Here is a 21,764-nt window from a genome sequence, read left to right as displayed (position 1 = left end):
GAGGTCGTGAAGGTACTGCCGTCCGTATAAGTGATCGTAAAGGTACCGTCACCGTTGTCAACAGTAGTCGCAATACCGTTTCCTGCTGCTCCCGCCGGACCTGCTGCTCCTGCCACACCTGCCGGACCAGTAAGGTCCGAGGTCGTGAAGGTACTGCCGTCCGTATAAGTGATCGTAAAGGTACCGTCACCGTTGTCAACAGTAGTCGCAATACCGTTTCCTGCTGCTCCCGCCGGACCTGCAACTCCGTCAGCACCCTTGATGTTTCCTGTGGAAACCCACGTGGTGCCGTTGTAGACAAACGTCTCGCCCGTAACCGTATTGATATAGGTGTCCCCATTGTTGCCAGTCCCGTCTACAGGATCGGTGCCACCGCTTACCAGCGATCTTCCGTCCGCCCCGGCCGTTCCAGGCGCTCCCGCCGGACCTGCAACTCCGTCAGCACCCTTGATGTTTCCTGTGGAAACCCACGTGGTGCCGTTGTATACGAACGTCTCGCCCGTAACCGTATTGATATAGGTGTCCCCATTGGTTCCCGTGCCATCGACAGGATCGGTGCCACCGCTTACCAGCGATCTTCCGTCCGCCCCTGCCGCGCCAGGCGCTCCCGCCGGTCCTGCAACCCCGTCAGCACCCTTGATGTTTCCTGTGGAAACCCACGTGGTGCCGTTGTAGACAAACGTCTCGCCCGTAACCGTATTGATATAGGTGTCCCCATTGTTGCCAGTCCCGTCTACAGGATCGGTGCCACCGCTTACCAGCGATCTTCCGTCCGCCCCGGCCGCGCCAGGCGCTCCCGCCGGACCTGCAACTCCGTCAGCACCCTTGATGTTTCCTGTGGAAACCCACGTGGTGCCGTTGTATACGAACGTCTCGCCCGTAACCGTATTGATATAGGTGTCCCCATTGGTTCCCGTGCCATCGACAGGATCGGTGCCACCGCTTACCAGCGATCTTCCGTCCGCCCCGGCCGCTCCAGGCGCTCCTGCCGGACCTGCAACTCCGTCAGCACCCTTGATGTTTCCTGTGGAAACCCAGGTGGTGCCGTTGTAGACAAACGTCTCGCCCGTAACCGTATTGATGTAGGTGTCTCCATTGTTGCCCGTGCCGTCAACAGGATCGGTGCCACCGCTGGTCACTGAAGTACCGTTGGCTCCATTGGTACCAGGCACACCTTGCGCTCCATCGGCACCCTTTATGTTTCCTGTGACAACCCACGTTGTACCATTGTAGATAAACGTATCACCCGTAAGTGTATTTATATAGGTATCCCCATTGGTTCCCGTTCCGTCAACCGGATTGGTTCCACCACTGGTAAGGGAAGTACCATTTGTTCCATTGGTTCCGTCCGCCCCCTTGATATTCCCTGTGGAAACCCAGGTGGTGCCATTGTAGATGAACGTCTCACCTGTAAGCGTATTGATATAGGTATCGCCGTTGGTTCCCGTTCCGTCAACCGGATTGGTTCCACCACTGGTAAGGGACGTACCGTTAGTTCCATTGACACCAGGTGCACCTTGTGCTCCATCGGCACCCTTAATGTTTCCAGTTACTGTCCAAACTCCATTGATATTTGTATATACATCTCCAGTAAGAGTGTTAACATGAGTATCTCCATTACTTCCTCCTGTTGGAGCACCTGTACTGCTTGTAAGTGATGTACCATTTGCACCAGAAGGCCCTTGTGGTCCCGCTGGCCCTTGTGCTCCTTGCGCTAAATTAATGGTTACAGGAACTCCAGCTTCATTAGTATATGTGAATGTTCCATTACCATTGTCAGTCAATGTAGTAATAGTTTCATTCGCTTGAACTATTTGTTCAAAATTTATGTTCTGAATATTTCCTGAGTTGTCAATATAGGTAAACTGATTTGTTACAGGATTATAGACAACGTTTGCCTGAGAAGGCGCTAAATCAGAAGAAACAACAATCCTATTCCATCTATTGTCAAGCCAATAGTAATAACCAGGTCGTATATCTGCTACAGTAGCGGTATTAAACACTAACAGGCTATTTACATTCCCGTTAGTTATTGTGGTAGCATCTGTTGTACTCGTTAGTGGGAGTCTTGGAATAAGGACCCCTCTATCAGAAGCAACAACTTCCAACTGTGAAGAAGGATTTGGCATAGTGGTTCCAATACCAACTTGCCCATAAGCTCCATAAGCTCCTAAAACAAACAATAGCGGAAGGAATTTATTTTTCATATTCAATCTTGATTTAATATTCTTTTTAAACAGCTTTATTCGATTTAATTCCATCATAAAAAACCAATCATAATCAAAACAATACAATACATTTTGATTCAGATCAATTCAAATAATTTTTTAAACCTCCAAAAAATTATATTAAGTTATGTTTGAGATAGGGGTATTATTTCAAGCATTTGTTTTAACATTTCAGGCAATATATGTTGGATTAAAATTATCCACATATTTTGATTAGAAATTGTTCTACAAATAAATGGCAAGAAGTGTTTTTACAAAAAAAAACACCTACTTAACAGATACTCACATTTAAAAAAAATACAAAACACTAATTATCAAGACATTAAATACGAATATCGAGCTTAAAATTTTAACAAATGAGTAGCAATTGAGTAGGTAAAACTTACATATTGGAACATAAAAGATTAGCAAAACATTTTTAAGAGTGCATTTTTTTACATTAAATTGAGTACTTTTGATAAAAAAAACATTGATTTATGATTCCGTTAGATTTTTATCACTGTGTCTCTTTTCATTAAAAAACATGAACTTTAAATCTGACAAATTGATTTTTAATTAGTATTTTGAAAGAATTATACTCAGTAAATCTTTCAACAAACAAGATATTAAATAGATAATTATGATGTTTTTAAATAATTACATTATAGCAATTTTGCTATTATCCCTTTATTCTTTTACACAAGATGAAAATCCTAAGGGGAGCGATATTGATATTCTACTTAATAAATCTGAACTCGCGTATAAAAATTTTGATGATGCTAAATGTTTGCAGTATGCTAAAGATGCAAGTAATTTGGCTCTCAAAACATCTGATTCTAAAAGACAGTACAAAAGCTTTTTCCTCATGGCGCGTGTCCTTTCCACCCTTCACATGCAGAAAGAAAGCACACTGTATGTAAAAAAAATGGAAGCGCTAGGATATGCCAAAAAAGATAAAATACTTTTAGCGGAGCTAAAGGAAATCAAAGCTTTTAATTACCGTGCATTAGGATTGGATTCTCAAGCCCTTATAGAAAATAACAGTATAATTGAATTGCTGAAAAATGTTTCTACAACAAACGGCCTTATGATCCAAGCAAGAGCTTACACTAATATTGGGGCATATTATTTTGATATTGGAAAAATTGATTCCTGTTTTCGATATCAAGAAAAAGAAAAAAAAATACTTGAGAAGATTCCCGAGGAATTAGCTGTCTTTAAATTGTCCGAACTCCTTGACGCTAGGGGCTATACCTTTATGGAAATAAAGAAGTTGGACTCCGCACTTTATTATTTCAACAAAGGATTTGCTTTGAAAAAAAAATACAAGGATCCGCTGTTATACATCCAATATTGTGCATTTGCAGATTTTTACTTGGCAAAAGGGGAAAAACATAAAGCCTTAGAGTACTATCTAAAAACCATTAAAAATATGAAGGAACATAATGTTGTTCATCCTAACTATTTAATTGTTTATAAAAGTATTTCGGAGCTGTATGGAGAATTAAAACAATATGATAAGGAAACATCTTATTTAAAAAAATACACACATATTACTGATAGCGTAAACAGCAAGAAAGATAAGAATGTTGATTATGTTATGAATGTACTGCTAAAAGAGAATGAGCAGAAACATAATTCTAATAACACCAAGCTAAATTGGGTTGCAATTATAATAATCTCATTCACAATATTGATTATCTACATCTTTTACAAAAAATACCGAATAGCTCAAAGAAAGACCCTATTAAGTGCAAAAATAATAGTTGAAAAAGAGCATGAAGCAAACTATCTAAAAACAAAGATTAATGACTCTTTTGAAGAATTAATCACATTGGCAAAACTGAATCACCCAAGTTTTTATACGCGCTTTCAAGAGGTTTACCCTGAGTTTCAAAAAAAATTGCTTTCAATTAGTCCTGATTTACAATTAGCCGAATTGACACTTTCCGCTTATATCTACTTGGGATTTCAAGCCAAAGAAATTGCCGATTGCACCTTCAAATCGTTCAGGACAATTCAGAATAGAAAAAACAGGTTGCGTAAAAAATTAAAACTTGAATCTTCAGAAAACCTAAATATTTGGATTAAAAATCTAGTAATTGATTCCGACAGTTTTGAAAAGCAAAACTAGGATTATATAGGATTTAAAATATAAAAAAACCTTTTTCCTTTAATTATGAAATACATTCAGTAGCTCTACTTCTTATTGAGCTTCCTCAAATATTCCCTTGTTTTTTTTCCAGATGCCCTTAAATCTTTTTCCTTCCAATTACCTTTAGAAGAAGCCGATGGCAGTAGAAACGAACAGCTTTCATCCTTGCTGGAAACCGACCATGTTATCCAACTTAATTTTTTAGATTCCATCCAATCGATATATTCCTGCCATGCATTGAAATCTAACTTTCCATCGCCGGTAGCTTCTGTTCCTGCTGATTCTGAGATGAAGATGGGAAGACCATCTGCCATTGCTTGATCTACCCTGTCGCGTAGCCATTTTTCGTGTGTTGCGGCATAAAAATGCATGGTGTACATAAGGTTTTCATACCCCTTTATTGGATCTTTAGCCGGCAAATGGACATCCTGATCCCAACTTGGAGAACCAACTAATATAATATTATCCGGGTCATTTTTTCTGATTACTGCAATTACTTGTTCGGAATAGGCTTTTACTTCTTCCCAGGATTGCCTTTCTGGCTCGTTGAAAATTTCATAAATAACGTTTGGGTATTTTCCGTACTTCTTTGACATCTCATCGAAAAAAAGCTTTGCCTCCTCCAGATGAATGTTGTGGCTGTGCCAATCGATGATAACATAAATATCTTCCTTGATGGCCGCATTTACAACTGCTTCCAGCTTTGCCTGTGAAGCTTTAGGGCTTTTCAAATAACAATTATCGTCGGCATCAACTCCCATTGCCGCTCGGAGAACATTGACATTCCAATCGTTGTGAAGCCATTTCACCGTTTGCTTGTTGTAGAATTGCGGCCACCAATTGTGCCATCCTAAGCTTACTCCGCGCAGGGAGATTGTTTCGCCATTTTGATTGACCAATTGTGTTCCCTGTACTTTTAACTGTCCGTGTTTTTTTACGAATTGTGCACTTGATGTTATTGTAAAGAAGAAGGCTATTAAGGTGATTCTAATTTGCATTGGGTATTGCTTTGTTGATTATTTCTAGTGTAAATGATAAAAGTTTCCAAAATTCGAAAAGTTTCCTTCTAGCCCCGATGGTGCAATTGTCTGAGCTCTTGTCTCGTTCTCAAAACGAGACAAAGCGAGTTGCACCAGCGGGAATAGGGATTGAAAAAAGCCCAAACGAGTTCGCTCCTACTATTTGGAAAGCTTTAGTACTACTACGTCGTGCGGACCTATTTCTGATGCAAAAGCCTTTTTTGTATTACCTGCTTCTTTATTTTTCCACAGATCTTTAAGCTTGAAGGTTTGCTGTTTGAAATTGGCTTCGAAATTGAAATCGATGTCCTTGATGATGTGTTTGCTCCAGTCGAAATTGATTTTTTTGGTAGTGTCGTTTCTGTTTAAGAAAGTGATTGCCCAATTTCCATCAGATAAGGGTTTTACCCAAACTTCGATTCCGTCTTCGGCAGCATATCTGAATGCTTGGATTCCTAATTTGTCTTGATTAACGGCAATTAGTTCCTTATTTGTTAGGATGCTTAGCGTTTCTTTTGACATTTTACGGAAATCGTTTCCGGCGATAAGCGGCGAGGCAAGCATGGACCACATTGTAAAATGCGATTTGTCTTCGGCAAAGGTCATTCCGTTTCCTACTTCGAGCATATCGAAATCATTCCAATGGTCGGGTCCGGAATATTTGCGAATATCCTTGCGCATTTCTACTATTTTCATCACGCCCCAGGAAGACCAATTTTCTGGATGCTTGTGCTCGCAATCAAAGCAAGGATAGATGTCACCCGAAACCCTCCAAAGATTTCCAATTGGCTCTCCCCACTCCCACGGCTGGTTATCGCCCCATTCGCAAAGGCTGAAAACAATTGGCTTTCCAGCCGTTTTCAAGGCATTGCTCATGGTAGCATAGGCTTCCTTGGCCGTTATACCGGCTGTGTTGCACCAATCGTATTTAAGGAAATCGATGTTCAAGCTTGCATAGAAACGTGCGTCCTGATATTCATAGCCTCGGGTTCCTGGATATCCTGCACAGGTTTTGGTTCCTGCACAATTGTATAATCCGAATTTCAATCCTTTTGAATGTACATACTCAACAAGGGCTTTCATTCCGCTCGGGAATTTTTGAGGATCTGGAACCAGGTTTCCGTCCTTGTCGCGTTCGCGGGTCATCCAGCCATCGTCCAAAACAATGTAGTTGTATCCTGCGGCTGCCATTCCTGAAGTGACCATGATATCGGCAGTTTCTTTCACTAATTTCTCATCGATATGGGTTTCGAAGGTGTTCCAGCTGTTCCATCCCATAGGAGGAGTATTGGCCAAACCTTTGAATTTTCCTGTTTCTAATTGATGTGTGTTTCCTTGGGCAATTGCTGCACTTGATAGTGCAAGGGCAAAAAAGGTGCAAATAATTTTTTTCATACTTTAAAAATTTAAATAAAAAAGAGGCTGCTCTAAAAAGATACAGCCTCTTCTAACTACTAACTCAAATTAATCTACTGTATAGGTAATATTGTCTATGTAATAAACATTGGCATTTCCTGAAAATTCTTGGAATGAAATATTTTGCAATGCGGCTGGATTACCCAACTGAGCCCATGTGAATGTAAACTCTTTCCATCCTGTTGTGGTTTCGAAAATTCTTTCAGCAACTCCTTCTCCGTCCCACGCTCCATTGAATACAAGTTTCAATTTGCCAGGCGCATCAGATTTAATTGCAAATTTAATTCCTGTGTAGCTTGAAAGCTGGTCGTTCCAAGCCCAATCTCCTTGAATATTACCCCATCCATCCATTGCTTTCTTGATGAAAACTAATCCTTGGTTGGATTTAGTTCCGTCAGTAATAAATTCATGATTATTCCAAGCTGGTATCCCCCAAGGAGCATAGAAGGCATCATCAAAAATGGCTGTTCCTACTGCTGTATTATAGATTGCCGTTCCAGAAATTGTGGTTACAGAAACTTTTTTCAATTGAGAACCTGCTGGTAGAATTGCTTTAATTTGTGTTAAAGTACTGGAAACAACTACCGCTTCTACATCGCCTACTTTTACAATCGGATCCAAGAAAAATGAACCATAAATTGTAATCTCTTGCCCATCAGTAGCATTTATTGGATTAAAACTATGGAAACCTGGTGCAGGGGGTGCAACGATGAAATCGAAAACAGCGGTTCCTTTTTGTGTTACTACTTTCAATTGGTCTGTAGCATCCGCATACGGAGTATCTCTATCGATTACTACGAATATTTCAGTATCCGTAACAAGTGTTGGATTGAAATAAGTGTCTTTTTCATTGAAATAAATCTTCTGTACAGTTGCTAGTCCCGAACCTCTAATGATATACATGTTATCTGCATACCCCATTGTTATAGGTTCTAAATCAGATGGATTTCCATCTTCATCTACTGTAGCTGTAACGCTTGTAATAACTGGTACTCCTGATGTACTACTGTCGTCTTCACTGCATGATGAGAGTGAGAAAAAAGATAGCACTATTATCAGTAAGCTACCGATGCTAATTTTTTTTAAATTTTTCATACTTTATTTTTTAAAATTAATTAAATATATAAGGAACCGGTGGTTGCAATAGAAGCGGATTTCTAGCTACATCTATATCTGGATAAGGCAAGAAGAAGTCTTTTTCTTCTGGTGTATAATATTCTGCAAAATCTTTATTACCTCTATTTTGTGCTGCCATTATAGCGATTGCTTGAGCTCTTGGCATTCTTCCAAGTTCAAACCAAAAGTCACCTTCAAAACATAATTCTTTTCTTCTTTCTAAGAAAATATCATCAAAGGTTATGGCTGTTAAATTTTCTAAACCAGCTCTATTTCTTACTGCGTTTATTGAAGATAAAGCGCCAGCGTCTGATGTGCTAGAACCACCTGCTAAAACTGCCTCTGCATGAATTAAAAGCAACTCTGCATATCTCATTATATAGGTATTGTTATCCATCATGCCCCATTCGTCTGCTGGTCCTGTAGTGCTACCATTAACAACGCCTATACAATATTTTTTTATAGCTGCTCCTGCGCCTTGTCCGCCAATTTGATCTTCGGATGGAACTACTAATGTTGCTCCCGATTTTATTTTCACATTTGGATATTCATCCCCTGGAAGCATAATGGTTTCTTTTCTTCTTTTATCGCTTGCACTGTATAGTGTTTTAATTTCCTGTGCTGGAGCAAAAACTCCTCCATAAGTAACATTTGAAGTAGAAACATCGGCTGTACTGATACCAAATTGTGTATTTGAATTGTTAGCAGAACCATAATTCCCATCACCTTTCCATTGAATTGCAAAAATTGATTCTTCGTTATTATTATGCGCATAGGTGAATAAATCTCCGAAAGATTTACTCGGTAATTCAGCACCACCTAATAATTTGAATTCACCGCTATTGATTACTTCTTCGGCCATTAGTCGTGCGTTTACATAATCCTTTTTATACAAATATACTTTTGCTAACATTGACATGGCTGAACCTTTGGAAACCCTACCATTTAACATGTAGTTTGATGTTCTTGTTTTAGAATTCAATCTATCGATTGCTTCTTTATAGTCCATTTCAATTAAGGTATAGATGTCTTCAATATTATTGGTATTGATGGCTGGCTTTCCTACATGGTCCAAATTATTTTCGATGATCGGAACTGGCCCCCAAAGCCTAACTAAATAGAAATAGGCAGTTGCTCTCATAAAATAAGCTTCCCCGATTACATTATTTAATACTGCTCGATCAACAGAAGGATCAACTCTTGCTTCAAGAAAGTTAATGATTGCATTGGCCTGTGCGACATTGGCCCAAAGCGAGCTCCAACCGCTGATTAATTCATTATCGCTTCCGTTTAATGAAAAATTTCGCATTGCGCTAACATCTGAAGACCCAGTGTACATGTTTCCGGAACCTACTTCTGATACTGCCCAGAAAAATTTATTTCCGAATTGAAACCAAGTTCTACTGTATAATCCGTTTGTTGCAGATTCTACCTGAGCTGTTGTTGAATAATAGGCATCTAAACTAACTCCATCTTCTGGTGGACGATTTGTAAAATCATCATCGCATGAGCTAAAAGCAAAAACTAATGTTGCTATACTCAAAAATTTATATAAGCTTGAAAATCTTTTCATTGTATTTTTTTTTTTAAAATTCTAAGTTAACTCCAAAAGCAAATGTTCTTGGCGAAGGATACCTTCCATTGTCAATACCTGATAAAAGCGGACTTTGATTGAAAGAACCAATTTCAGGATCATATCCAGAATAGTTTGTGAATGTATATAAGTTTTGTACACTTCCATAAACCCTAACTCTTGACATTTTAATTTTAGAAATCAAATCTGCTGGAAGATTGTATCCTAATGTCAAGTTTTGAATTCTCAAATAAGAACCGTCCTCTACATATCGGTCAGAAATAACTAAATTGGTATTATTATCGGCACCTATTGGTCTTGGTATATCAGTGTTTGTGTTATCTGGAGTCCAATAATTCATTGCTTCAACTAATTGATTTTGAAATAATGAAGCATTAGATGTACCACTTCTTCTTGTTAAGTTCATTACATCATTACCATACGAACCTTGAAGGAATACGGATAAGTCGAAGTTTTTGTATCTAAAATTATTTGTAAAACCAAAAGTGAAATCTGGGTGAGGATTACCAATAAATGTTTTATCATCTTGATTCACTACACCATCACCATTAACATCTTTGTATTTATAATCTCCTAAGTAAGTTTGACCTGGAGCAGTTCCCACTGTTTGTTCAAATTGTAATGGAGCTGCATTTAATGTTTCCAAATCATTAAAAATACCTTCTGTTATGTATCCGTAAAACATTCCTATTGGGCTTCCAACTAAGGTATTTGTTACGTCAACAGATTGATATCCGTTTGCATTTACAGACTGTACCAATGGAAGTCCGTCTTGAATGGATAATAATTTATTTTTATAATGCGAAACAACTAAGGTAGAGCTCCAAGAAAAATCTTTGCTTCCTTTTGTATTGTAAGTTAAGGTAACATCAACCCCTTTGTTTTCCATTTCCCCTAAGTTGGACCATGGTGCATCTATACCTCCATATTGATATCCTCCTCCTGTTAAATAAAGAGGCAATGGCACTAGGAATAAGAAATCTTTTGATGTTTTGTTGTAAAAGTCAAAGCTTGCACTTAGTCTTGAATCAAGTAATGTAAAATCTAACCCTAAATTGGTTTGTTGCATTGATTCCCAAGTAAGATTTGGATTTGGAATATTGGAAACTAAGAATCCTGTACCCAATCCTGAATTTTGTTGGTTCAGCATTGCTGTATATTTATTGTTAGGAATTTGTTGATTTCCTGTTTCTCCATACCCTACTCTAAATTTAATATTGTCAATATATTTGCGCGTATTTTCCATAAATTTCTCGCTAGACAATTTCCAAGAAACGGCTACAGATGGGAAGTAACCCCATTGTTTATCAGAAACTTGATCAAACTTAGACGATTGATCTCCACGATATGAAGCTGTAAAACTATATCTATTATCAAAATCATAAATCAAACGACCAAAAACGGAGAAAAGTGCTTGACTTCCCTTGTAACTATCCACAACATACTTATCTGGATCTGCTAAATTCAAACCATAAATGGTATTGGTTTGGAAATTACTACCTGTTGCAATAACACCTTCCCAATGACTATCATTTGCTTCTTGTCCAGCTAATACGGTAAAATGATGTTTACCGATAGTTTTATCATAAGTAAGCAAGTTTTTTATGTTTGTAGAATACCAATTTTGTCTTCTTTCGTTCAAAAGAGAAATGATATTTTCTTGAACACCCCATTTATAAGTTGGAGTAAATTGTGTATGCTCTGAAAACTCTGTATTAGCTCCAAGTTCCATTCTATATTTTAATCCTTCAAATAGCGAAGCTTCTGCAAAAACATTCCCGTAAAAGTTTTTGCGTACTAATTTGTTATCCTTTGATAATGCTTCTGCTACAGGATTAAAGTAGGTAACATTTTGAGAAGTATCATTAGGTCCTGCAAATGACCCATCAACGTTTCTTACAGGAATATCTGGAGATTGCAATAAAGTATTGCTAATTAAACCCGTATAACTTTGATTGATAGTAAGTGTTTCATTTGTTATACCAGTACCCATATTGGTACCAACTTTCAACCAATCTTTAACTTTTGTATCAAGATTTACTCTCATTGTATACCTCTTATAACCAGATCCTAACAATGTTCCTTCCTGATCTAAAAATCCTCCAGAAACATAATAGCTAGTCGCATCTTTACCTCCTGAAAAAGAGATTTGGTGGCTTTTTGCAATAGCTGTTCTATACACTTCGTCTTGCCAATTAGTACCATTACCCAATAGTTCTGGATGTGCAAACTCCGGGCGTGGTTCTGCTCCATAAAGTGCCGCAAGCTCATTTTTAGATTGAGCATATTGTTGCAAATTCATTACTTCTAACTTATTTGCAATAGATTGCACAGAAGTAAATCCTTCATAACTAATTTTTCCAGTTCCTTTTTTCCCCGATTTTGTAGTAATAATAATTACTCCATTCGCTCCTCGAGAACCATAAATTGCTGTTGCCGAGGCATCTTTCAAAATATCAATCGATTCAACATCATTTGGATTGATCATTGATAATGGGTTTACCGCATTGTTACCAGCACCACCGCTTGTTGAAAAGTCATTCCCTGAAATTGGTCTTCCGCTGGTAGCAATACTCGTAGCATCACCAGAAATTGGCAGTCCATCAATAATATATAACGGTTCATTAGTCCCTGAAATAGAAGTGGTTCCTCGAACTCTGATAGAAGCGGCACCACCTGGTTGCCCAGAATTATTGGTTACAGAAACCCCTGCGGCCTTTCCTTGCAGCATTTGGTCGATATTAACCTGCTTTAAATTCTCAATATCTTTGGCTTTAACCGAAGAAACAGCACCGTTAATATCACCTTTCTTTTGAGTTCCATATCCAATAACGACTACTTCATTCAAATCTTCAACATTTTCCTTCATCACCACATTTAGCTTAGTCTTTCCATTAATAGCCAAATTTTGCGAAGCAAAACCAATAAAAGTAAACGAAAGTGTACCGTTAGATGGAGCATCGATGCTGTACTGCCCATCAAGATCAGTAGTTACAACATTTTGCCCCCCAACAACCGAAATGGTAACACCGGGAAGTGTCAGACCATTTTGATCCGAAACAACACCCTCTACCCTTGTTTGAGCAAAAATAGTATTACTACACAGTAATAAAAAAAACATCAAAGGAACAGCCGATTGCCCGACTTTCCAATGAAGTACATGAAACAATAATTTTTTCATAATAAGGTTAGTTAAATAAAAGTTAGTTAATTCTTTTAAATATAAATCAGTAGTTTTTTTGAAGTTTGAGTTTGCTCCGATTTATATTTAACAAATCTATAACACTGCTTAACATCAAATTAATAGTATTATATCATTTAATGATAATATTTTTACTTTATAACGTTTGCGTATCTGAATTACATAATTAAACCTCACCATAATTAAGTTATCTTTAAAATATATAGATAAAAATTACGATAATATAAATTATATAATTCAAAATACTGAGTAATTAAAACGTTTTCGGAGGTTCTTTTGCTAAAAATCAAAACAAAGGATTACATCTATAGGATTCTTTTCAAACCAGAAAAATCTTCCCTGTATTCGCTTGGGGTACATTTTTTTATTGTCTTGAAATTGCGATTGAAATTGGCTATATTGTTGAATCCAGACTTAAAAGCAATTTCAGAAATACTCAAATCTTTCTCCACCAGCCATCGAGCCGCATACCCTATCCTGATATCATTTAGATAATTTACAAAAGTTTTACCTGTTCGCTTTTTTATAAATCTATTGAAAGATATGATGCTCATACTGGCAATATTTGACACATCCTCTAATGTTATTTTTTCAGAAAAGTTCTTCTGGACATACTCATAAACCAGTTTCATCTTGTCATAATCGTCAAATGTGTCATAATCTACAGTAAAAGTAGAGAGCAATCGCTGATTTCTGGAGTTGGCTAAATCATAAAGTATGGAAATAATTTCCAGAAAATAATCCATACCATCCAATTTGGAAATCTTCACAAGCCTCGGGGTCAATTCTTGTGCAATTTTTTTAGAAAATAGTATACCGTGTATAGATCGATTGAACATGTCTTTTATTGGAGTCATAATTCTTCTCGACAATAAAGACTCATGAAAAAGATCGTTATGAAATTGGATTGTAATCTCGTGAATCTGTTTGCTGGTGCACTTGTTCAGTTCCCAACCATGATACAAATTTGGCCCAACAAGAACTAATTCTATGTCATCAATCTCTTCAATATTATCACCCACTACCCTTTTTACCCCTTTTCCATTCAAAATAAAATTGATTTCAAATTCAGGATGATAATGAACCGGAAAATCAAAATTATCTTTGACCCTATCAAAAACCAAAAAACTGTCTCCAGAAGATAGAGGTGCTATTTCTCTGTAAAAATTTTTAAGATTGCTCATTCTTGTATTTTTGTTTGCAATAATATGATATATAATTGATAAAATAATATTAATTCAACGGAAGGCATCGAATTATCTTTGAAAAGTAGAATTATCGAATTCTCAGAAATAATATTGAGAATAAACATTAATTCTTTTTAAACCATCAAATATTTAAATTTTGATAAAATTTAATTGAAATTAATTGTTCAATTATCAGAATCGCAATCAAAAAAGCTTTATTTATTTTTTACATTAGCTTTACAAAAACAATATAATTACATGCAAAAAAATATTCTTCTCCTTTGTATATATGCCGTCATGGGTGTTTCTTGCTCTTCAAAATCTCAGGTTTCTAAAAACAACGCGGCATTATCTGATCAGAAAGCTACTCCCGAAACTGTTGTCCTGTACAAGAATTTGATAAAATTAGCCGACAAGGGAATCATGTTCGGGCATCAGGACGATTTGGCCTATGGTGTAAACTGGAAATACGAGGACGGCAGAAGCGATGTTAAAGATGTTGCCGGAGATTATCCTGCAGTTTACGGTTGGGATATTGGCGGATTGGAAAAAAAATCGCCTAAAAATATCGACGGTGTTCCTTTTGATAAGATGCGCCAATATATAAAGGAAACCCACAAGCGAGGCGGTATAAACACCATCAGCTGGCACATCGACAACCCGCTGAACGACAAGAATTCTTGGGATACAACTCCAAAGTCTCTTGCTTCGGCCCTGCCTGGAGGTGTGAGTCATGAAAAATACAAACTTTGGCTGGACGAAGCAGTTACTTTTTTACTTACTTTAAAAGATGAAAAAGGAAAAGCCATTCCAATCCTTTACCGTCCTTATCATGAACTTACAGGAAACTGGTTCTGGTGGTGCAAGAATAACGCATCACCTGAAGAATTCAAGACGCTTTGGAAATTCACTTTAAATTATTTTCAAGAAAAAGGAGTTCACAATTTAATTTATGTATACAATACTGCCGATTTCAAATCGAAGGAAGAATTTTTAGAATATTATCCCGGAAGTGATTATGCAGATATTTTAAGTTTCGATAAATACCAGTACGATGATCCTCAAACCAACAATTCCTTTGTTGAAAATTGCCTGAGACAATTCAGTATCATGGATCAGGTTGCAAAAGAGCAAAACAAGATTATGGCTTTCGCCGAAACAGGTTATGAGCAAATTCCCTACTCAAAATGGTGGACCGATACTTTGATTAAAGCAATGGGCGATTACAAGATTTCGTATGTCCTATTGTGGAGAAACCATGGCTGGCAGGAAAAAGAACAGAAAATGCACTATTATGCTCCTTATCAAGGTCATGCAACTTCGAAGGATTTTGTAGATTTCTACAATCTTGATAGGATTCTTTTCGAGAAGGATATAGCAGAGAAACCGTATAAAAAATAAACCAAAACAAACCTAAAACCAATTTTACGCATGCAAGACAAAATCAGCTGGAAAGAAAAAGCAGGCTACGGACTGGGAGATGCCGCCTCCTCAATGTTCTGGAAAATATTCAGCATGTACCTGATGTTTTTCTATACCGATGTATTCGGATTGGCACCAGCCGTTGTAGGGACAATGTTCTTAATTACCCGTATTTGGGATTCATGCTTTGATCCGATTGTTGGAATCATCGCCGACAGGACCCGTACAAAATGGGGAAAATTCAGGCCTTACCTGTTCTGGGTTGCCATTCCTTTTGCGGTTATTGGCGTATTGACTTTCTACACACCTGATTTTGACGAAAAAGGAAAAATCATCTATGCCTATATCACGTATTCATTGATGATGATGGTTTATTCATTGATCAACGTTCCTTACGCTTCTTTGCTTGGCGTGATGTCATCCGATAGAAAAGAAAGAACCACACTTTCTTCCTACCGTATGGTTTTTGCCTTTGGCGGAAGCTTACTGGCGCTTTGGCTAATTGAACCTTTGGTCCTATATTTTGGAGGGAATCTGAACTCAAAAGAAGGATGGTTCTACACAATTGTTGTATTCGGAATCATTACAACAGCTTTTTTCTGGGCATGCTTCTGGCTTACAAATGAAAGAGTAAAACCAATTGTAGATGAAGAATCTAACCTGAAGGAAGATCTTAAAGATCTTTGGAAAAATAAGCCTTGGTGGATTTTATTAGGTGCCGGAGTTGGTGCTTTAATCTTCAATTCGATTCGTGATGGAGCTGCCGTTTATTATTTTAAATACTACGTGAGCAGTGCCGCAAACTACAGTTTCAACCTTTTCGGAGAAAATTTTGCCATGACGCCAACCTCCATCTATTTGGTTTTAGGACAGGCCGCCAATATCATCGGAGTAATCATCGCCACTCCAATTGCCAACAGGATTGGAAAAAAGAAAACCTTTTTTGGAGCGATGGCAATGGCTGCCATATTGAGCGTTATTTTCTATTTCTTCGGAAAAGAAGACGTGCTTTTGATAATGCTTTTCCAAGTATTGATCAGCATCTGCGCTGGATGTATCTTCCCCCTCATTTGGTCAATGTATGCCGATAGTGCCGATTATTCTGAATGGAAACAAGGCCGAAGAGCAACCGGATTGGTATTCTCTGCATCCTCCATGTCACAGAAACTAGGATGGACAATTGGTGGTGCTGGAACTGGATGGCTTTTGGGGTATTATGGCTTTCAAGCCAATGTAGAACAGAGCGCTGTTACCCAAAACGGAATCACCATGATGCTGAGCCTACTTCCAGCAATAGCGGCTGTAGTTTCAGTAGTATTTATACTTTTCTATCCGTTGACCGAAGAAAAACTACAAACCATTGAACAAGACCTCGAAAATAAAAGAAATTTAACGAATTAATACCCGATAAGAACTTACGCCTTATGACGACAATGCAAACGACATCAGTATTTCAAGAGAGAAAAAATGCACTCGAGAAAGAGCACCAACTTTTGATCGAACAAACCAATAGACCAAAACCTGTGGCAGGAAACGGAATTTACGAGCGTTACATTAATCCGGTAGTGACAGCAGCCCATGCTCCACTGGAATGGCGTTTTGATTTTAATGAAGAGACAAATCCATTCCTCCAAGAGCGTATTGGCATCAATGCAGCTTTTAATGCAGGCGCAATGAAATGGAATGGAAAATACATTCTTGCTGTTCGTGTAGAGGGTGTAGATCGAAAATCATTCTTTGCCATTGCAGAAAGTCCAAATGGTGTTGACAATTTTAAATTCTGGGAAAAACCATGCGTAATTCCTCAAACATCAGAACCTGATACCAACGTTTATGATATGCGCTTGGTGCAACACGCAGACGGCTGGATTTACGGTATTTTCTGTACGGAAAGAAAAGATCCTAATGCTCCAAAAGGCGATACAAGTTCGGCTATAGCCAATGCTGGAATCGTGAGAACAAAAGATTTGATCAATTGGGAAAGATTGCCTGATTTGATTTCGAATACGGGACAGCAACGAAATGTAGTGCTGCATCCTGAATTTGTAAACGGGAAATATGCACTTTACACGCGTCCTCAGGATGGATTTATTGATGTAGGAAATGGAGGCGGAATTGGCCTTGGTTATATTGACGACATGAACAATCCTGTGGTAAACGAAGAAAAAATCATCTTCGGAAAAGTATACCATACCATTTATGAATTGAAAAACGGACTTGGTCCGGCTCCAATCAAGACAGCAAAAGGCTGGCTTCATTTGGCACACGGTGTTCGAAACACTGCTGCCGGACTGCGTTATACCTGCTATATGTTCATGACCGATTTAAATGATATTGCAAAAGTAACACACGTTCCTGCCGGACATTTCTTGGCTCCTGAAAACGAGGAAAGAGTCGGAGACGTTTCAAATGTCTTGTTCACAAACGGATGGATCGAAGACGAGGATGGAAAAGTTTTCATCTATTATGCCTCTTCAGATACCAGAATGCACGTGGCTGTTTCTTCAGTAGAAAAATTGGTCGATTATGTGATGAATGCTCCTCAGGATACCTTTACTTCTGCTGGTTCTGTTCAAACAATTATCAATCAAGTTGAAAAAAACAAGCAACTTTAATATCAAAAATATGTCAACGCCAGCCAAAGCTTTACTATTCAAGAAAGAAGTCACTATCGGCTTTCACAACATTTTATCCTATTGGCTTAATTCTTCGTATGATTTAAAACAAGGCGGATTTGTAGGCCAGATTGATTTCAACAATCAAAAGAATTACGAATCCGAAAAGGGTTCAGTATTGAATGCACGTATTCTTTGGACCTTCTCTGCCGCTTATCAGGTAGAAGATTATGAAGGTTTTTTTGATACTGCAAAAAGAGCTTTTGATTATCTGGCAGCACATTTTTACGATCCGGAATATGGAGGCATCTTTTGGAGTTTGAATGCCGACGGCTCTCCAAAGGAAACTAAAAATCAGATTTACGCCATCGCATTCGTAATCTACGGGATGACGGAATATTATGCCATTTCCAAAGATGAAAAAGCATTAGAAATTGCCATCAATTTGTATAAAAAAATTGAGCAGTACAGTTATGACCCAATAAACAAAGGCTATTTTGAGGCCTTCACCAGAGATTGGCAACCTATTGAAGATTTACGCCTCAGCGAAAAGGATGCTAACGAAAAGAAGACAATGAATACGCATTTGCATATTGTGGAAGCCTACGCCAATCTTTACAAGGTTTGGAAGGATGAAGCCTTACGCAAGACTATTATTGAATTGTTAGAAACCATCGACAGCCATTTCATCAATACCGAGACAGGACATTTAAGACTTTTCTTTGATGAAAATTGGGTTGAAAAACCTGATGTCATTTCGTATGGCCATGATATTGAAGCGGCATGGCTGCTGTTGCAATGTGCTGAAATTACAGGTGACGAACATCTAATTGAAATATTTAAAAAGCATGCCATCCAGATGACCGATGTTACAAGGGAAGGTCTTGACAAGGATGGCGGTTTGTGGTATGAATTTGATCCGCATACAAACGAAATGATAGCCGAAAAACACTGGTGGCCTCAAGCCGAATTGTTGATTGGTTTTGTAAACGCATGGCAGATTACGGGCGATGAAGCCTATCTCGACACTGCAATTCAAAACTGGGAATTCACCAAGAAATACCTTATTGACCACGAAAATGGTGAATGGTTTTGGGGTATCAATGCCGACTATTCCAAGATTGAGAAAGACTTTGCCGGCTTCTGGAAATGTCCCTACCACAACGGAAGAGCCTGCATGGAAGTGATGAAGAGAATCGATTAACCTATTTTGTATTCCTATCCGGATACAGCTAAATCAAAATACTATGAAAAAAAACTATTTGAATATAGCCATGGCTTGCTTTGCTCTTATCCTGGCAAGCTGTTCGGGTGATAGTGATTCGAAATCCGAACCTGTCCTTCCTGTAACTCCTGTTGAGGAAGATGTTCTCACAAAAGAGAATGTAACTGATTTTATGGTGGATGAAAATGCAACTCCAGAAACCGTTGCCTTGTTCTACAACCTAAAAAAAATGTCCAAGACCAAGTTTGCCATTGGACAACAGGATGCCTTCAATAGCTTTTACAACGACGTATTTGGAGATTCAGATATCAAAAAAACAACCGGCCATGATCCTGCACTTTTGGGATCGGACTTTATGTTTATTACCGACAAAAACAATAATGGAGAAACCAGCAATTGGTTCCACCAACAGGAAATCATCATTACCAATGACGTAAAACAAGCCTACGGCAAGGGAATGATCAATATATTCTCCTGGCATTTGAGAGAACCTTATAACGAGGACGTTTTCTACACAGCCGATATGACTGCCGAACAGAAAGCAAATGCCTTCAAAAGCATCCTGCCTGGTGGCGAAAACCATCAATGGTACCAATCAAAACTGGACAAGGTTGCCGAAGTAATCGGAAATTTAAAAGACAACAACGGTAAACTGATTCCGGTCATCTTCCGCCCCTTTCATGAATTTGACGGCAACTGGTTTTGGTGGGGAGCCAATTACTGTTCGCCAGACGAATACAAGACCGTCTTTAGGTTTACGGTTGATTATCTAAAAAACACCAAAGGAATCCACAACATATTGTATTCTTTTGCTCCCGACAATTCCTATACGACATCGGCAAATTTCCTAAGCCGTTACCCCGGCGATGATTATGTAGATGTAATTGGAATGGATAATTATGGTGATTTAGACAATCAAGGACAGGCAGGTTCAGACAGGGCCAATGCAAAACTCAAGATCGTTTCTTATTTGGCCAAGACAAAAATAAAAATTGCAGCGCTGACCGAAACCGGATACCGCGTTACATCATCAAAACCGGCTGTTCCAGGATGGTTTTCAAATTATTTATACAATGCCCTTACGGCAAACGATGTAGAGGTAGCCTTTGTAATGTTCTGGAACAATAACATCGACGGTTATTATGTACCCACACCATCTGCTTCAAATGTCTCGGATTTTAATAGCTTTGTAACCAAACCTAAAGCGACGCTCATCAATACGTTGCCAAACATGTACCAATTACCTCAATAATATGAAACACACAATATCAACTTTATTATTAGTGCTGGCTTGCTCTGCACCCATTTCCTGTAGCGCACAAAAACAATCAATGGTTACTGTAAAAGGAACACAATTCATCAAAGACGGAAAACCATATTCCTACGTTGGCGCCAACTATTGGTACGGAGCCTTGCTGGGTTCTAAAAAATACGGCGACAGGGAAAGACTTGCCCGAGAATTGGATTTGATGAAAGCCAATGGAATCGACAACCTAAGAGTTTTGGTAGGAGCCGAAGGAGGAACGTATGATTACACGGTTACCCCAGCCCTGCAGACGGCCCAAGGAAAATACGACGAAGCGCTTTTGGACGGACTTGACTTCTTTATGTCTGAATTAGGAAAAAGAGGCATGTATGCTGTCCTGTACCTCAACAACAACTGGGAATGGTCGGGCGGTATGTCGCAATATCTGGAATGGAACGGTAAAGGAGTAATTCCGAATCCGAATTTGAAAGGTAACACTTGGCCACAGTTTATGGAATACACAAGTAAATTCCACGAATGCGAACCCTGTATGGCTGGTTTTGAAAAGCACATCAAATTCATACTAGGCAGAACCAATAACTATAACAAGAAAAAATATACCGAAGATCCAGCCATCATGTCTTGGCAGGTAGCCAATGAGCCAAGGGTTTTTACAAAGGAAAACGAAAAGGCATTTACCAATTGGCTCAACAATGTTGTAAACCTGATTGATTCATTGGATAAAAACCATCTGATTTCTACAGGTTCAGAAGGAAAAGCAGGATCAAATGACGACTTGGCAACTTTTGAAAGAACTCATCAAAACAAAAACATCGATTACTTAACGATGCACATCTGGCCTAAAAACTGGGGATGGTTCAAAGCCGAAGAAGAAAAAGAAACTTTGCAGACAGCCTTGAAAAATGCCGGAAAATATATTGATGAGCATATTGCCATAGCCGAAAAAATGAAAAGGCCAATCGTAATCGAAGAATTTGGATTGCCAAGAACACACGAAGGACTTTTCCCGGATGCTTCTGTAGAGAGCCGAAATATTTTTTACGAATCCTTTTTCAAACGCTTGGCAGAAAGTCATAGAAAGAAAGAAGCCCTAGCGGGCGTAAATTTCTGGGGATTCGGGGGCGAAGGAAAAGCCGTTAACAAAACCGGGAAATGGAATGCAGGAGATGCCTTTACAGCCGATCCTCCTCAGGAACCTCAAGGTCTGAATACCGTTTTCTCAGAGGATAAGAGCACTTTACAGCTGATAAAAAACTTCAACCGTCAGTTTAAATAAATTAATCAAAAATGAAACCCTCCAATCGGAGGGTTTTTTAATGTTTTCTATTTCTTAAACTTC

The 21,764-nt window shown here is 38.4% G+C and carries 14 protein-coding genes; 7 read left to right on the top strand and 7 right to left on the bottom strand.

What is annotated here, in order from left to right:
• On the bottom strand, positions 1-2,207 hold a 2,207-nt coding region (locus ACI6PS_RS15310; protein ID WP_421013449.1), incomplete at its 3' end, for a beta strand repeat-containing protein.
• A gap of 640 nt (positions 2,208-2,847) precedes the next feature.
• Here ACI6PS_RS15310 and ACI6PS_RS15305 point away from each other — a divergent pair.
• Positions 2,848-4,341: a hypothetical protein gene (locus ACI6PS_RS15305; RefSeq protein WP_421013448.1), complete on the top strand. Its 1,494-nt coding sequence runs from the start codon at positions 2,848-2,850 to the stop codon at positions 4,339-4,341.
• A gap of 65 nt (positions 4,342-4,406) precedes the next feature.
• On the opposite strand, the gene ACI6PS_RS15300 is transcribed toward ACI6PS_RS15305, so the two are convergent.
• The 6 genes from ACI6PS_RS15300 to ACI6PS_RS15275 form a co-directional block, all read right to left on the bottom strand.
• Entirely contained in the window at positions 4,407-5,360 is a 954-nt protein-coding gene (locus ACI6PS_RS15300; RefSeq protein ID WP_421013447.1) for a glycoside hydrolase family 5 protein, read from the bottom strand.
• A 180-nt stretch (positions 5,361-5,540) separates the two neighbouring features.
• On the bottom strand, positions 5,541-6,776 hold the full coding sequence (locus ACI6PS_RS15295) for a glycoside hydrolase family 27 protein (RefSeq protein ID WP_421013446.1): 1,236 nt from the start codon (positions 6,774-6,776) through the stop codon (positions 5,541-5,543).
• A 69-nt stretch (positions 6,777-6,845) separates the two neighbouring features.
• Positions 6,846-7,892, bottom strand: coding sequence for an IPT/TIG domain-containing protein (locus ACI6PS_RS15290; RefSeq protein ID WP_421013445.1), 1,047 nt, complete (start codon positions 7,890-7,892; stop codon positions 6,846-6,848).
• Positions 7,893-7,908: 16 nt separating this feature from the next.
• Positions 7,909-9,486: a RagB/SusD family nutrient uptake outer membrane protein gene (locus ACI6PS_RS15285; RefSeq protein ID WP_421013444.1), complete on the bottom strand. Its 1,578-nt coding sequence runs from the start codon at positions 9,484-9,486 to the stop codon at positions 7,909-7,911.
• A gap of 13 nt (positions 9,487-9,499) precedes the next feature.
• On the bottom strand, positions 9,500-12,688 hold the full coding sequence (locus ACI6PS_RS15280; protein WP_421013443.1) for a SusC/RagA family TonB-linked outer membrane protein: 3,189 nt from the start codon (positions 12,686-12,688) through the stop codon (positions 9,500-9,502).
• A gap of 326 nt (positions 12,689-13,014) precedes the next feature.
• Positions 13,015-13,893 (bottom strand): helix-turn-helix domain-containing protein, encoded by an 879-nt coding sequence (locus ACI6PS_RS15275; protein ID WP_421013442.1) that lies wholly within the window; start codon positions 13,891-13,893, stop codon positions 13,015-13,017.
• 261 nt (positions 13,894-14,154) lie between these two features.
• Here ACI6PS_RS15275 and ACI6PS_RS15270 point away from each other — a divergent pair, with 261 nt between their 5' ends.
• The 6 genes from ACI6PS_RS15270 to ACI6PS_RS15245 all read left to right on the top strand — a co-directional run bounded on the left by ACI6PS_RS15270 (position 14,155) and on the right by ACI6PS_RS15245 (position 21,701).
• Complete coding sequence (locus ACI6PS_RS15270) at positions 14,155-15,297, top strand: glycoside hydrolase family 26 protein (protein WP_421013441.1); 1,143 nt, start codon at positions 14,155-14,157, stop codon at positions 15,295-15,297.
• Positions 15,298-15,327: 30 nt separating this feature from the next.
• A complete protein-coding gene (locus ACI6PS_RS15265; protein WP_421013440.1) occupies positions 15,328-16,719 on the top strand; it encodes an MFS transporter in 1,392 nt (463 codons plus the stop codon).
• Positions 16,720-16,742: 23 nt separating this feature from the next.
• Entirely contained in the window at positions 16,743-17,933 is a 1,191-nt protein-coding gene (locus tag ACI6PS_RS15260; protein WP_421013439.1) for a glycosidase, read from the top strand.
• Positions 17,934-17,943: 10 nt separating this feature from the next.
• Entirely contained in the window at positions 17,944-19,137 is a 1,194-nt protein-coding gene (locus tag ACI6PS_RS15255) for an AGE family epimerase/isomerase (protein ID WP_421013438.1), read from the top strand.
• A 43-nt stretch (positions 19,138-19,180) separates the two neighbouring features.
• Positions 19,181-20,410: a glycoside hydrolase family 26 protein gene (locus ACI6PS_RS15250; RefSeq protein ID WP_421013437.1), complete on the top strand. Its 1,230-nt coding sequence runs from the start codon at positions 19,181-19,183 to the stop codon at positions 20,408-20,410.
• A 79-nt stretch (positions 20,411-20,489) separates the two neighbouring features.
• On the top strand, positions 20,490-21,701 hold the full coding sequence (locus ACI6PS_RS15245) for a glycoside hydrolase 5 family protein (RefSeq protein WP_421013436.1): 1,212 nt from the start codon (positions 20,490-20,492) through the stop codon (positions 21,699-21,701).
• Positions 21,702-21,764 lie beyond the last annotated feature (63 nt).

The organism is Flavobacterium sp. PLA-1-15 (assembly GCF_049060005.1).
Classification (GTDB): domain Bacteria; phylum Bacteroidota; class Bacteroidia; order Flavobacteriales; family Flavobacteriaceae; genus Flavobacterium.
The sequence above is the reverse complement of the archived record's forward strand: the minus strand, read 5'-3'. Positions and strand labels throughout refer to the sequence as shown.